We start from the raw sequence: 14,405 nt of genomic DNA on the forward strand, positions 1-14,405 counted from the left end.
CTATCAAGGAGCGTTGCTCATTAGCTTCTTAAAACCCATTACCTCAAAGCACTTTTTTATTGGCGCTGTTATTACATTATTAATTGCATCAATAGAGTTATTTTCAACTGGGTCGCTTGCAAAGTTAGTTAACCGTGTAGAAGGTATAATATACGACTCTCGATTATTACTGACGCTTTCAGAGACGCCTAGACGCATCGATGAAACCGTTGTAATAATTGATATCGATGAAAAGAGCATGCAAGAACAAGGACGCTTTCCTTGGAGTCGCTCAAAATTAGCAGACCTTGTTACAAAGCTTAGTGATGCAGGTGTTATTGTTATTGCATTCGATATATTTTTTTCTGAACAGGAAGAAAACCCTGTTACAAAAATTATGTCTGAAATTCCTGATTTATCAAAAAAGTACACCATCCCCTTTGCTGAAATTACTAAACAAGTCGATGCAGACACAAAACTAGCAAGCGCATTATCTAAAAATGATACTGTTCTTGGTTTTTTACTAATTGATGAACAACTGACTAATCAAAACTTGCCAGCTAAAAACAGTGTTGTATGGGCAAGCGAAGAGCACACTAATTCACAAATAAACCAGTTTCCTGGTGCTATTGTAAATATTCCACAGTTACAAAATGCAGCAACGGGCACCGGCTTTATTAATGCACATAGTGACGAAGATGGTTTTATACGTAAAGCAGCTCTTATAAATCGGGTTGGCGATAAGCTTTATCCTTCTTTAGCACTTGAAGTTGCTCGACTTTATACCCTTGCTGAAAACATAGAAACCCGTTCCAATAGGTTAGATGGTATAACCTTATTCGAAGGTATAAAGTTTCAAGATAAGTGGATTCAAACTGATGAGTATGGGCAAATATTAATTCCTTACAAAGGGCGTGCGCATAGCTTCCCCTATTATTCGGCTACCGATATTTTGACAAAAAAAATTGGTTTAGAGGAATTAGAAGGCACAGTAGCCTTTATTGGTACTTCCGCCGTAGGGCTTGCTGATTTAAGATCAACACCTGTTGGTTTGCAATACCCTGGTGTGGAGGTTCATGCCAATATATTTGAAGGTTTAATGCACCCAGAGCTACTTCCCTCTAGACCTAATTGGTCACAGGGAGCAAGCTTACTCATCATTGCATTAACGGGTTGCGTACTGTCGTTTTTTAGCCACGCTAAGAGCGCACGTTCTATTATTGTTTTGTCTCTTACAGTCACAAGTGTCGTTATATTTTTAAACGTTTATTTATGGTCAGTACAAAAAATTAGTTTACCTTTATTAATGCCTCTTTTACTCATCATTATATTAGCGGGTTATTACATCATTGTAGGCTCTATCGCTGAAATGAAACACAGCCGAAAAATAAAATCTATGTTTGACCAATACGTTCCTCCTGAGCGTATAAATCAAATGATACTGCAAGGTAAAAGTTTATCTCAAAAAAGTGAGCGAAAAAATATGACGGTGTTGTTTGCCGACATTCGTAGTTTCACTTCACTATCAGAAAGTATGTCGCCTCATCAGTTAAGTGAATATTTAAACGAATATCTTACAGCTATTACCAAAATCATATTTGATCATCACGGAACTATTGATAAGTACGTAGGCGATATGGTGATGGCATTTTGGAATGCCCCACTAAAAGATGAAAACCACGCTCGCCATGGTGTTGAAGCCGCAATGTCTATGATCAACGGGTTAACGAAAATAAATCAGTTATTTGCAGAAAACAACCAGCCTGCAATAAAAATAGGTATCGGTTTAAGTACTGGCGACATGAATGTAGGTGATATGGGTTCGGTTTATCGTAAAGCCTATACAGTTCTTGGTGATACTGTTAATTTAGGTGCTAGAGTAGAAAGCTTGACCAAATTTTATGGCGTAGCTATTCTTGTTACAGAAGAGACGATGAAAAAATGCCCTCATATTTCATTTCGTTTAATAGATAAAGTGCAAGTTGTTGGTAAAACAGCCGCTGTACAGTTGTTTGAACCTATAAACTTTACAGATAAGCTCGATGAAGAGCAGTTAAATGAAGTTAAAAAGTCGCAGCAGGCCATGACGCTTTTTTATAATAAAAACTGGCCACAAGCACTTAGCTTATTTAAAGAACTACGCAGTACGTCTGTATTTAGCCCCAACATTTATGCCATTTTTATTGAACGTATTAAGGGCACTGATTTGCAAACACTAGCTAAGGATTGGAATGGTGCCTTCAAACATACTCAAAAGTAGTAAACATATGCGACAGCACATTAAAGACAAAACAAATCTTCAGCACTTTATCGATATTAGTATTAGGCTAACAACAGAAAAAGACTCGTCTAAATTACTTGATGAAATACTGCAAGTTGTAATGTCGATAGCAAATTCTGATGCTGGCAGTATCTACTCCATTACCCCAAACAAACAACTCAAGTTTGAAACGGTAATAAATAAGTCATTAAATCTTTATTTAGGTGGCACGTTAGGGAGCCCTGTTGATTTCCCTAATATCGATCTTTTTATTGATGGCAAACCAAACGAAACCGCTATTGTTGCCCACTCTGCAAATTCTGGCGAAGTGATTAACATTCCTGACGTGTATGATGCCTTGCCTTTTGATATGAGCGCTGCACGAAAAATGGATGCACGCACGGGTTATCGTTCTGAGTCCATGCTAACAATTCCTTTAAAAGATCATGAAGATGACATTATTGGTGTTATCCAGCTTATAAATGTAAAAGATACGCAAAATAAAAACATTCCTTTTAGTGAAGAGCTCGTCACTCTAATTCGATCTTTTGCCTCTTTAGGCGCTATTTCGCTAACTAACTCAACACTAATTAAGGGAATGGAAGATCTCTTTTCGACCTTTGCTGAAACAATTGCGATGGCAATAGATGAAAAGTCTCCTCATACCGGTGGCCATTGTAAACGAGTGCCAGCACTCACGTTAATGCTAGCTGATGCCGTTAATGATATAAATAAAGGTCCTTTGGCTTCATTTTCGATGACTGAAGCTGACCGACATGAGCTTGATATAGCTGGCTGGTTACATGACTGTGGGAAAATAGCGACCCCCGATCACATCATGGAAAAGTCGACAAAACTAGAAACTATTTTTGATCGAATAAAATATGTAGATGCTAAATTTGAAATAATTAGCCGAGATTTAAAAATAGCGTATCAGCAAAAGATCATCTGTGCGATGAAGCTGCAAAAGCCTATCGAAGTTCAACAATTTGAACGCCTACTTGATACCGAGCTTAAACAGTTGGCATTAGACCGTGCATTATTACAGCGTGTTAATGTAGGGGGCGAGTTTTTAGGTGATGCAGAACTTGAGCACATTGAACGCATTGCAAACAAATACCAACTCGTTATTAATGATATTAATACACCATTGCTCTCAGCTGATGAAGTTGAAAACTTAACAATACGAAGAGGCACGCTAACCGAAGCCGAACGTGAAGTAATGAAGCGTCATATGGATGTAACTAAAAATATTTTAGATGCCCTGCCGTTTCCTAAACACTTAAGCAATGTTACTGAATATGCTTTAGGTCATCATGAAAAACTTGATGGTACTGGTTACCCAAGAGGTTTAACCAAAGAGCAAATGTCGGTGCCTGCAAGGTTAATGGCTATTACAGATATTTTTGAAGCGCTATCTGCAGTAGACAGACCCTACAAAAAAGCAAAACCGGTCAGTGAGTGTTTATTTATTTTAGGGTCAATGGTTGCTAAAAACCATCTTGATGGTGATATTTTTGCTATTTTTATTGAGTCAGAGGTTTATAAAAATTATATCAACGAGTATGCAGATCCAGAGCAGTTAGATGAGATAGATTTTGATAATTTACCCGGTTACACACCTATAAGTTAGCACCTATAAGCCATGCCTTTATTCAAAATGCGCTTGTTACAGTCTATAACTATTCAAACAAAAAAATGCCACCATACGGTGGCATTTACACACGGGGTTATTTCTACTTATAGAAATCCTTTTACTTTTTATTTGTTTCTTTATTTTGTTTTATTAACAAAAAATATGGCTCCAAAGGTAGCATTTAGTGCTTTGTGTAGCAACAGTAAAAGATAAAGTTCATATATCTGCCATATTAACGTCATAAAAAAGCGCGAAGTAAATTCGCGCTCATAAACTTAACGGGCGTTATATTTTAATACACACGTACTTTTCTTCTAAGTACTCATCAAGCCCTTGATGACCGCCTTCTCGACCCAAACCAGATTGCTTAACACCACCAAATGGCGCTACTGGGTTTGATATAACACCTTCATTTACGCCGACCATACCAAATTCAAGCCCTTCACTAACTCGGTAAATTTGCTTAATATTTTGGCTGTAAAAATAGGCTGCTAGGCCAAATGGTACATCGTTAGCAAGCGCAAGCACTTCACTTTCTTCATCAAAAGGAATAACCGTCAATACCGGACCAAATACCTCTTCGTGGTAAATATCCATGTCTGTAGTTACGTTGTTTACTATTAATGGATTTTGAAAACTGCCACCTAAGTCACTATTATCGCCAATCAGCGTCGCGCCCTTATCGAGTGCGTCTTGTACTAACTGCTGTACTTTCTCTTTGGCTTTAGGGTAAATAAGCGGACCAATATCAACATCGTCTTCAAAACCATTTGCCACTTTTAACGCTGCAACCTTAGGCGTGATTTTTGACAGTACTTTGTCGAGAATATTACGCTGTATAAAAATACGGTTTGCAGCAACACATGCCTGCCCACTGTTTCTAAATTTAGCCGCCATTAGCCCTTCAACAGCTTCATCTAAGTCGGCATTATCAAAAATAACAAAAGGTGCATTACCGCCAAGCTCCATCGAGGTGCGTTTAATTGTGTCAGCACATTGCGATAGCAACTGCTTACCAACACCGGTAGAACCGGTAAATGTAAACTTACGCACGATTTCTGAGTCAGTCAGCATTTTACCTACTGTTTTGGCATCTTGAGAAACCAGTACATTAAATGCACCTTTAACAAAACCGGCTTGATCAGCTAAGTAAGCAAGTGCGATAGCACAAAGTGGCGTGTGTTCAGAAGGTTTAAGTATAAAGCTACAGCCCGCAGCGTAAGCTGGCGCTACTTTACGAGTAACCATAGCAATAGGAAAGTTCCACGGCGTTATACCAGCTACAACACCGACAGGCTGCTTAAAGCTAGTTAAACGATGCGAGTCATCTGTTGGCGGAATTACATCTCCGTAACTACGTTTGGCTTCTTCTGCAAACCATTTGATAAAACCTGCACCGTAATCAATCTCACCAAGAGATTCTTTGAGTGGCTTGCCTTGCTCTTTGGTCATTAGCTCTGCAAGTGTTTGCTTGTGTTTTATTACTAGCTCATACCAGCGCATCAAGGTTTCGCTTCGCTCAGTGGCATTTGTCGTTTTTAACTTAACAAAAGCCCCTTGAGCTGCGTTTATTGCGCTATTTACACCCTGCTCGTCAATATCACTTACTTCAACAATACTTTTTTCGGTAGCGGGATCGTTAACACTAAAGCGCGTATCGGTTTTATAAAATTCGCCGTTAATAAATGAGTCAGAAAAAATAAGATTACTCAAAATAAACCTCCAAAATTACGTTTTCAGGTGTTAGCTTTTAATGCGTGGCATAGAGCCAAGGCTAACATTTTAGGATCTTTGCTCACGTGAGAAGCGCAGCTTCTATATTTATAACCTAGAGTTAAAACACATAACGCCAGCAAGCTTTGCTTGCCTGCAAAATAACTTACGAGCTTTGCTTGTCACGCCTACAATTCACAAACAAAAAAGCCGCTGTATCAAACAGCGGCTTTTAATATATACATCGTTAAAAACTAGTGCTCTTCATTAACGATATTGAGATTGTACTTAGGTATTTCAACCACTAGGTCTTCATCTCTTATAATTGCTTGGCAACCAAGGCGTGACTCAGGCTCTAAGCCCCATGCTTTATCTAGCATGTCGTCTTCTAGCTCATCACTTTCTTCAAGTGAGTCAAATCCTTCACGAATCACTAAGTGACACGTAGTACATGCACAAGACTTTTCACAAGCATGCGCAATGCTAATACCATTTTTAAGCGCAGCGTCGAGTACCGTTTGACCTGTAGGAGCTTCAATTGCAGCGCCGTCAGGACATAATTCAGGATGTGGAAGAAAAACAATTTGTGGCATTCTAATCTCTCTTAAATGTTGTCTACTGACTGCCCTGTAAGGGCCTTTTTAATTGATGCATCCATTCTACGCGATGCAAAGTCGCTACTCGCATTATCGACTTTTTCGATAGCTGCTTTAATTTCGCCAGGCTCTTGTGCATTTTCGCGCACTTTTACCAGTTCTGCAATTTCAGCGCGTAAGTTAGCTAGTTGCATATCGTCAAGTAATGCACCATCGGCTTCAAGTGATGCGTTAAGCGCTTCTATTACGCGCAACGCTTCTACTTGTTGCTCTTTAAGCATACGCGCTTGCATGTCGCCTTTAGCGTTGCTCATTGATTCTTTTAGCATGTTAGCTACTTGGTCATCAGATAAACCAAACGAAGGCTTAACTTGAATCTCAGCTTGTACACCTGTTGATTTTTCCATAGCTGAAACACTTAATAGGCCATCAGCATCAACTTTAAAGGTTACACGAATATGCGCAGCGCCTGCCGCCATTGGTGGAATACCTTTTAAGCTAAACTTAGCAAGCGATCGACAATCATCAACAAGCTCACGCTCACCTTGCAGCACATGTAATGACATGGCTGTTTGACCGTCTTTAAACGTTGTAAATTCTTGTGCGCGTGCTACCGGAATCGTTGTATTACGCGGAATGATTTTTTCAACCAAACCACCCATCGTTTCAAGGCCTAGCGATAACGGTAATACATCAAGCAATAACATGTCAGAATCGGGCTTATTGCCAATTAACACGTCGGCTTGAAGCGCGGCACCTAAGGCTACAACACGATCAGGATCGATTGAAGTTAGCGGCTCTTTATCAAAAAAGCTTTGTACTTGGCTACGTACCAATGGCATACGGGTTGAACCGCCTACCATAATAACTTGCAGCACTTCTTCATTTTCAATGCCAGCATCTTTTACAGCACGACGACACGAGCGCAGCGTTTTTTTAATTAGTGGCATAGCCATTTCATCAAACGTTTCGCGCGTTACTTCAACGGTGTATTTTTGATCGTCAAACTCAAGGCCCACGTTTACTTTAGCGTATTGGCTTAATGCTTCTTTACACGCTTTTGCTTTATTGATAAATAAACGTAAAACTGAAGGTGATAATGCTGACACACCTGTTTGCTGCTTAAAGTAATCAACAAGGAGCGAATCAAAGTCATCGCCGCCGAGGCTAGAGTCGCCACCGGTTGCCATTACTTCAAACACACCTTGGTGTAATCTAAGTACTGATATATCGAACGTACCACCGCCTAAATCATAAACAGCAATAATACCTTCTTGGCCAGAGTCTAAACCATAAGCGACTGCTGCTGCTGTTGGTTCATTTAATAAACGTAGTACGTTAATACCAGCAAGCTCTGCGGCATCTTTAGTACTTTGGCGCTGTGCGTCATCAAAGTACGCTGGTACTGTGATTACAGCCCCTAAAATTTCTTGGTTGCCAAAACTTTGCTCAGCTCGTGCTTTTAATGCAGCTAAAATATGGCTTGATGCTTTAATTGGACTAATTTTACCTGCCGCAGTTTCTATTGCTAGCGCACCATTGTGCTCACAAAATTCATACGGTAGTTGCCCATAACTTTGCTCTATTTCAGCCTGAGTTTTACCTAAAAAACGCTTAACCGAAATAAGTGTGTTAGCAGGGTCTTGCGTTGCTGCTTGTGCAGCTTCTGCGCCAACAGTAATACCGCCTGCTTGATAACGAACAACCGACGGTAACATAGCCGCGCCAAGATCATCAGTTAACGTGCGGGCTTCGCCGCTTTGCACTGTTGCAACTAATGAATTAGTTGTACCAAGGTCAATACCAATCGCTAGTTTATGTTCGTGTGGTGCCGCGCTTTGCCCCGGCTCAGCAATTTGCAATAATGCCATAATGCTCTTTAAACTCGTGTTGCTCGCTTTGCAGCAAGTAATTAATCGTCAAATAAACTGTCTTCGATACGCTCTAGTTCTTCACGTAACTTATAAACAAACTTCAGTTTACGAATATTATCTGCGGCAAGTTGATATTGCTGCTCATCATTACTTGCTAATTGCTCAGCAAGTTGTGCACTGTATTGCGCGTTTAATTGCTTAATTTGTTTTTCAAAATTTGCAATGGCGGTATCAGGATCGCTAGCTGATGTTAGCTCTTCAAGTTCTTCGCGAAGTTCCATTTGCTGCATTAAAAACATTGGATCTTGCAAGGTTTGCTGCTCTGCACGAATATCAACGCCTAGCTCGCTCAACATATATTCAGCACGTTTTACTGGGTGCTTTAATGTTTGTAGCGCATCGTTAATTTCGGCAGTACTTTGCACAGCCATTAACTTATCGCGGCTGCTCGCATTCGCGTGGCGATCGGGATGTACAGTACGCTGTAATTCCAAGTAGTGCTTGTTAACCGTTGCTAAATCAATATTGTAATCAACGGGGACTGCAAATAATTCAAAGTAACGCATAACTTCAACCAATAATATTCAGAAATAACAAAGCCCTACATTAACTGGCAGGGCTTATTTATACTACAAAGATATTTAAAGCTTAAACGGTAAAGCTTTCGCCACAACCACACTCATCTGCTTGATTCGGGTTATTAAATTTAAACCCTTCATTTAAGCCTTCTTTAGTGTAGTCGAGCTCTGTGCCATCAATGTAAACTAAGCTTTTAGCGTCAACAATTAATGTAACACCTTTAGCCGCAAAAGTTTCATCGTCTTCGTTTAAATCGTCAACAAACTCAAGTACATAAGCAAGACCTGAACAGCCCGTCGTTTTAATGCCAACGCGCAGGCCTAAACCTTTACCGCGGTTTGCTAAAAATGATTGTACGCGGTTTGCTGCCGCATCTGTCAATGTCACTGCCATGAGTTTCTCTTCTTACTTCGCTTGTTTGCTTTTGTAGTCTGCAATTGCTGCTTGAATTGCGTCTTCGGCTAAAATTGAACAGTGAATTTTCACTGGTGGCAACTCAAGCTCAGCACTGATATCAGTGTTTTTAATTGTCGCTGCTTCGTCTAGCGTTTTGCCTTTAACCCACTCTGTTACAAGTGAAGATGAAGCAATTGCGCTACCACAACCGTAGGTTTTGAATTTTGCATCTTCAATAACGCCAGTGGCAGATACTTTAATTTGCAGTTTCATTACGTCACCACATGCTGGTGCGCCTACCATACCCGTTGCCACTGACGGATCGTTCTTATCTAGAGTACCTACGTTACGTGGGTTTTCTACGTGGTCGATTACTTTATCACTATAAGCCATTATTCTATCCTCATTACCTGCTAGGGTATGTGCTCACACTATTAGTGGTGAGCCCATTCAACTGAATCTAAATCAATACCTTCTTGATGCATCTCCCAAAGTGGAGACATCTCACGTAGGCGACCGATAGAGTTTTTCATTAATTCGACGGTGTAATCAATCTCTTCTTCGGTAGTAAAGCGACCAATACTAAAACGAATTGAGCTATGTGCTAATTCGTCGTTACGGCCAAGTGCACGTAATACATAAGAAGGCTCTAAGCTTGCAGATGTACAGGCTGAACCTGACGATACTGCAATGTCTTTTACTGCCATAAGTAACGACTCACCTTCAACAAAGTTAAAGCTGATGTTTACAATACCCGGTACTGATTGGTCTTGTGTGCCGTTAAAGTATACTTCGTCCATATCAGCCATAATGCCGTCGATTAAACGATTACGTAAGGCGCTGATGTGTGCGTGATCTTTTTCGAAATCTTGCTTAGCAATTTTAAACGCAGTACCCATACCCACTAATTGGTGAGTTGCTAGTGTACCAGAGCGCATACCGCGTTCATGTCCGCCACCGTGCATTTGCGCTTCAAGGCGAGCACGTGGTTTACGACGAACGTAAAGTGCACCAACACCTTTAGGGCCATACACTTTATGTGCAGAGAACGACATAAAATCAACTTTAAGCTGTTGCACGTCGATTAATACTTTGCCCGCGCTTTGCGCTGCATCTACGTGGAACATAATTTTACGTTCGCGACACATTTCGCCAATAGTCGCGATATCTTGAATCACACCTAGCTCGTTATTAACGTGCATGATGCTTACAAGTACTGTGTCGTCACGCATTGTGTCTGCAAGTTTTTGTAAATCAAGTAGGCCGTTTTCTTCAACGTCCATATAAGTTACTTCAAAACCTTGGCGCTCAAGCTCACGACATGTGTCGATTACAGCTTTATGCTCAGTTTTAGCGGTAATAACGTGCTTACCTTTTTTCTTGTAAAACTGTGCTGCACCTTTAATAGCAAGGTTATTTGATTCTGTTGCACCCGATGTGAAAACAATTTCACGTGGGTCTGCATTAATTAAATCAGCAATATCTGTACGCGCTTGGTCAACAGCTTCTTCTGCTTGCCAACCAAAACGGTGTGAGCGTGACGCAGGATTACCAAACTTACCGTCCATTGTCAGGCACTGCATCATTTCTTTAGCAACACGTTCATCAACAGGCGTGGTCGCTGCGTAATCTAAATAAATCGGTAACTTCATTTCTCTCTCCGCTGCAGGTCAACCTTAAAGTTGACAGCTTACTTGAATGTTTTCCAACTGCTTAATTGCATTATTGATACTGTTATCTTGGCGCGATGCTATTTCTTTCACATCTGATTTTTCCACCAATTCAGCAAGGGTAATATTATTCAAAAATTCTTCTATGCGTGCGCTTAAGTCTGACCACAAATTATGTGTTAAACAACGCATACCACTCTGACAGCCGGTATCGGCACCTTGGCAACGTGTTGCATCGACCGATTCGTCTACGGCGCTAATAATATCGCCAACAGAGATAACGCCCGCTTCACGCCCTAGTAAATAACCACCACCAGGTCCACGAACAGAACTTACTAGGCCATTTTTACGTAAACGAGCAAATAATTGTTCAAGGTAAGACAAAGAAATTTCTTGTCTTTGTGAAATATCAGCAAGGGCTACAGGACCTACACCTGTGTGTAGTGCAACATCCAGCATAGCTGTAACGGCATATCTGCCTTTTGATGTTAACTTCATAACGCCCCCTGCACAAAAGAGTGCAAATTTTAATTACCAGAGTAAATTAGTCAAGTATTATCACTTGATAAAAATTTGATTTATAAACTCTTACTTTTTAAATAGTAGAGTTAACAAACTTTCAATACTTGACCTCTTTGGTCAAGTATTGCAGCCATTGTAATTACCTGAGTATTTTAGTCAAGTATTAGCTAGTTATTTACCCATTGGTTTTTATAACTAATAGCTATACCTAAGTTACTTAGGGATAGACTTATTAATTGAGGTGAGAATACCGCGTAAAATATTCATTTCGGCATCTTCAGGGTGAGCTCGGTTAAATAAACGACGTAATTTAGTCATAACTAAACCAGGGTGCTGTTTGATAATAAAGCCTGTTTTGAAAAGCGTCTCTTCAAGGTGCTCATAGAACAGCTCTGTTTGTTTTGAGCTTGGGTAAACAGCATCGTCTTCTTCAACCTTTTTAGGTTGTTGATTTAAAAACGCCATACGTGTTTCGTAACTAAGTGTTTGTACGGCCATAGCTAAATTAAGCGAGCTGTACTCTGGATTAGCAGGAATACATACGTGGTAATTACAAAGCTGTAATTCTTCATTAGTTAAGCCGCTGTTTTCACGACCAAATACTAGCGCTACAGGACCATTTACAGCTTCAGCAACGAGTTTTTCACCACATTCACGTGGTTCAACCATTGGCCACGAAAGCGTACGAGAACGCGCACTTGTGCCAATTGTTAATGTACAGTCAGCGATAGCTTCTTCAACAGTACCTACAATAACTGCATTGCCTAAAACATCAGTTGCGCCTGCAGCTAAAGCACTTGCTTGGCTGTCTATTTCACAAGCAGGATCAACTAAATAAAGCTTTGATAAACCCATGGTTTTCATGGCGCGAGCCGCCGAACCAATATTGCCCGAATGTGACGTGTTAACTAAAACAATGCGAATATCATCTAAGATCATTACTGTGCTACTTTGCTATGCCAAAAAATTGCGCAAATTCTAACATGAAAATGTAATAAGATCCTAGATTCAAAAGGCTAGATCCTAAGATCCAAGCCAATATAACGATTCTTACATGGGTAAATTCTAGGGATATACCACCAATTTGTTTTGATGTTTAAACCATTGCCGCCTTTACATAAACATCAAAACGGTTCTTTTTAGTTTTAATTTGCATACTTGGGGTTTTTTCGTTTAAGAATGGGGCGTAATCGGGGCGTTTTACAACGACACGCTTACTGGCAAGTGGATAGGCAAAATCAAGTAAGTCGTCAGCGTCGTTATCTGCACCAACTAGCTCTTGAAACACGCGCATTTCTTTTTTAACTAATGCTGATTTTTCGCGATGCGGGAACATAGGATCTAAATAAACAACATCAGGCATACTTTCGCATTGCTCAAGTAGAGTGTGGCTTGAACCAAATATTAGGCTCATGTTTTCTTTCATCCACACACCGATTTCAATATCGCTGTAGGCTCGTTTTAAACCATCGTATAAAAGGGCTGCAACAACCGGATGACGTTCATGTAATATGACTTTACACCCTAGCGAGGCAAGTACAAAGCCGTCTCGCCCAAGGCCAGCGGTAGCATCAAGTACAACAGGCGTTGCACCTTTGTTTAAGCCAACCGCTTTGGCAATAGCTTGCCCTTTACCACCACCAAACTTGCGCCTATGGGCGGCAGCACCGGTTACAAAATCAACATTAATTGCACCTAGTTTAGGCTCGTCGGTTTTAAATAGGCTTAACCCTTTATCATCGTAATGTAAGCTAAAGCCACTGCAATTTTGCGCCCATTGGGCTAAACCAAAGCGTGTTTCTAATTCATTTAAATAAGGACGTAACTCTTTAAAAGCACACTGAATAACCACAATAAACTCCGACGATAAAATACGCCTGTAGTATATCAACCGCTTTACTTTAAAGCACTAAAATAGCTCTATATCACTGTGATGATTAGTATTGACCTTTGCGGCTTCTGATTTAGTGCGTAAATTAGATATAAGTTCATTGCGGCTTTCGGCAACTTGTTTAAGCTGATATTTGATAAAGGCTAAATCGCTATTAGCCGATACAAATAACTGCATTGTTTGATCTAATTGAGATATATATAAGGTGAGATCTGCAGAATTTGCCTGTGTTTGCTGTTGCTTAACAGCGCAGTCAAGTTCATGTAACTGCTCTATAAATACTTTAGTAATTTTGTTTTGCTCTATATTTTGTGTAGTTAACTGCTTAACAATATCTTGAAGGGCTGTACTTATTTGAGCTGCCTGCTCATAACTGCTTTCGCTTCTTTCCATGGAAACAACCTTCTCGTTAGTTACTTCTAATATATGCGGGAACAGATCTTTGTAGCGCCCGTACAAAGCATCATTATCAACCGGCATATTTTTTATCAAAAGGGATACTTTGGGGTAATTAATAATAGTACTACTACCAATATCAACAAATCGTTGAGCTTGTCTGTGTTGCTCAAGCAGCTCTTGCTCTAACGGGCACACACCGCTTTGCTGACTATAAAAAACACCTTTTCCTTGATACCAAAACACCACCACAACATCTAAATTTAAAGGCGCAAAAAAGGTAAAAAAGTGCTCACTCAACGATTGAAAGTTATTAGCATGATAACTTTGTCCAACGTAGCGCATTATACGGCCCATATCGCCCGACTCTGTCATCGCTATTTCCGCTGTTTTATTCGCTTTTGCTATATCCAGTTTTAGTTTTGTGCATTTTTGCCTATATTCGTAAAGTACCTTTATTCGCGCTATTAACTCTTCTGCATTAAAAGGTTTTGTAATGTAATCAGATGCGCCAACGCTATAACCTTTTACACGATCGCTTAGCTCTATTTTGGATGAGAGAAACATAACGGGAATATCTTGAGTGCTTTCACTGTGCTTTATCGTTTTACATACGTCATAGCCTGACATACCTGGCATTTCAATATCGAGTAAAATAATATCAGGGTTATATTTATTGGTTAGCCTTAATCCTTCATCGCCATCTTTTGCATGAATTATTTTACAAAACCCTGCTAAAGACTCTTCAATTATATGATGAACATACTTGTCGTCATCAATTGCCAATACCAACTTTGCCATGCCTTAATCCATTTTAATAGGTGTGCTAAAAGCATAGTACGGTAGGATGAAATTACTAAAAATTATTAGATAATAATTTACAAACAATAAAA

General features: G+C 39.9%; 13 protein-coding genes. 2 read left to right on the plus strand and 11 right to left on the minus strand.

The features are described 5' to 3' along the window. The first annotated feature begins 13 nt into the window (after positions 1–13). Positions 14–2,239, plus strand: coding sequence for a CHASE2 domain-containing protein (locus H5120_RS08650; RefSeq protein ID WP_182674111.1), 2,226 nt, complete (start codon positions 14–16; stop codon positions 2,237–2,239). Then, complete coding sequence (locus H5120_RS08655; RefSeq protein WP_182674112.1) at positions 2,211–3,872, plus strand: HD domain-containing phosphohydrolase; 1,662 nt, start codon at positions 2,211–2,213, stop codon at positions 3,870–3,872. Before H5120_RS08650 ends, H5120_RS08655 begins: the two co-directional genes overlap by 29 nt. 288 nt (positions 3,873–4,160) lie before the next feature. Here the strand turns inward: H5120_RS08655 and H5120_RS08660 are convergent, their stop codons facing one another. The 11 genes from H5120_RS08660 to H5120_RS08710 all read right to left on the minus strand — a co-directional run bounded on the left by H5120_RS08660 (position 4,161) and on the right by H5120_RS08710 (position 14,313). Beyond that, a complete protein-coding gene (locus H5120_RS08660) occupies positions 4,161–5,588 on the minus strand; it encodes an NAD-dependent succinate-semialdehyde dehydrogenase (protein ID WP_182674113.1) in 1,428 nt (475 codons plus the stop codon). A gap of 254 nt (positions 5,589–5,842) precedes the next feature. Then, entirely contained in the window at positions 5,843–6,181 is a 339-nt protein-coding gene (gene fdx, locus H5120_RS08665) for an ISC system 2Fe-2S type ferredoxin (protein WP_002958430.1), read from the minus strand. 11 nt (positions 6,182–6,192) lie between these two features. Beyond that, positions 6,193–8,055, minus strand: coding sequence for a Fe-S protein assembly chaperone HscA (gene hscA, locus H5120_RS08670; RefSeq protein WP_002958429.1), 1,863 nt, complete (start codon positions 8,053–8,055; stop codon positions 6,193–6,195). 41 nt (positions 8,056–8,096) lie between these two features. Beyond that, on the minus strand, positions 8,097–8,624 hold the full coding sequence (gene hscB / locus H5120_RS08675; protein ID WP_002958428.1) for a co-chaperone HscB: 528 nt from the start codon (positions 8,622–8,624) through the stop codon (positions 8,097–8,099). 82 nt (positions 8,625–8,706) lie between these two features. Then, positions 8,707–9,030 (minus strand): iron-sulfur cluster assembly protein IscA, encoded by a 324-nt coding sequence (gene iscA, locus H5120_RS08680; RefSeq protein WP_002958427.1) that lies wholly within the window; start codon positions 9,028–9,030, stop codon positions 8,707–8,709. Between the two features lie 12 nt (positions 9,031–9,042). Continuing rightward, a complete protein-coding gene (gene iscU / locus H5120_RS08685) occupies positions 9,043–9,426 on the minus strand; it encodes a Fe-S cluster assembly scaffold IscU (protein WP_002958426.1) in 384 nt (127 codons plus the stop codon). 41 nt (positions 9,427–9,467) lie between these two features. After that, on the minus strand, positions 9,468–10,685 hold the full coding sequence (locus H5120_RS08690) for an IscS subfamily cysteine desulfurase (protein ID WP_002958425.1): 1,218 nt from the start codon (positions 10,683–10,685) through the stop codon (positions 9,468–9,470). Positions 10,686–10,709: 24 nt separating this feature from the next. Next, on the minus strand, positions 10,710–11,201 hold the full coding sequence (iscR, locus tag H5120_RS08695; RefSeq protein WP_002958424.1) for a Fe-S cluster assembly transcriptional regulator IscR: 492 nt from the start codon (positions 11,199–11,201) through the stop codon (positions 10,710–10,712). 237 nt (positions 11,202–11,438) lie between these two features. Then, positions 11,439–12,164 (minus strand): tRNA (cytosine(32)/uridine(32)-2'-O)-methyltransferase TrmJ, encoded by a 726-nt coding sequence (gene trmJ / locus H5120_RS08700; protein WP_002958423.1) that lies wholly within the window; start codon positions 12,162–12,164, stop codon positions 11,439–11,441. 157 nt (positions 12,165–12,321) lie between these two features. After that, a complete protein-coding gene (locus tag H5120_RS08705) occupies positions 12,322–13,077 on the minus strand; it encodes a class I SAM-dependent methyltransferase (protein ID WP_149593394.1) in 756 nt (251 codons plus the stop codon). Positions 13,078–13,134: 57 nt separating this feature from the next. Beyond that, positions 13,135–14,313, minus strand: coding sequence for a response regulator transcription factor (locus tag H5120_RS08710; protein ID WP_182674114.1), 1,179 nt, complete (start codon positions 14,311–14,313; stop codon positions 13,135–13,137). Between the last annotated feature and the right edge of the window lie 92 nt (positions 14,314–14,405).

The organism is Pseudoalteromonas sp. SR43-2, assembly GCF_014163885.1.
Lineage (GTDB): Bacteria > Pseudomonadota > Gammaproteobacteria > Enterobacterales > Alteromonadaceae > Pseudoalteromonas > Pseudoalteromonas distincta.

Bases quoted from the DNA above. Each gene is read 5' to 3' on its own strand.
- H5120_RS08655 (WP_182674112.1), top strand. From the start codon at position 2,211: ATGGTGCCTTCAAACATACTCAAAAGTAGTAAACATATGCGACAGCAC.
- fdx (WP_002958430.1), bottom strand. From the start codon at position 6,181: ATGCCACAAATTGTTTTTCTTCCACATCCTGAATTATGTCCTGACGGC.
- hscA (WP_002958429.1), bottom strand. From the start codon at position 8,055: ATGGCATTATTGCAAATTGCTGAGCCGGGGCAAAGCGCGGCACCACAC.
- hscB (WP_002958428.1), bottom strand. From the start codon at position 8,624: ATGCGTTACTTTGAATTATTTGCAGTCCCCGTTGATTACAATATTGAT.
- iscA (WP_002958427.1), bottom strand. From the start codon at position 9,030: ATGGCAGTGACATTGACAGATGCGGCAGCAAACCGCGTACAATCATTT.
- iscU (WP_002958426.1), bottom strand. From the start codon at position 9,426: ATGGCTTATAGTGATAAAGTAATCGACCACGTAGAAAACCCACGTAAC.
- H5120_RS08690 (WP_002958425.1), bottom strand. From the start codon at position 10,685: ATGAAGTTACCGATTTATTTAGATTACGCAGCGACCACGCCTGTTGAT.
- iscR (WP_002958424.1), bottom strand. From the start codon at position 11,201: ATGAAGTTAACATCAAAAGGCAGATATGCCGTTACAGCTATGCTGGAT.
- trmJ (WP_002958423.1), bottom strand. From the start codon at position 12,164: ATGATCTTAGATGATATTCGCATTGTTTTAGTTAACACGTCACATTCG.
- H5120_RS08710 (WP_182674114.1), bottom strand. From the start codon at position 14,313: ATGGCAAAGTTGGTATTGGCAATTGATGACGACAAGTATGTTCATCAT.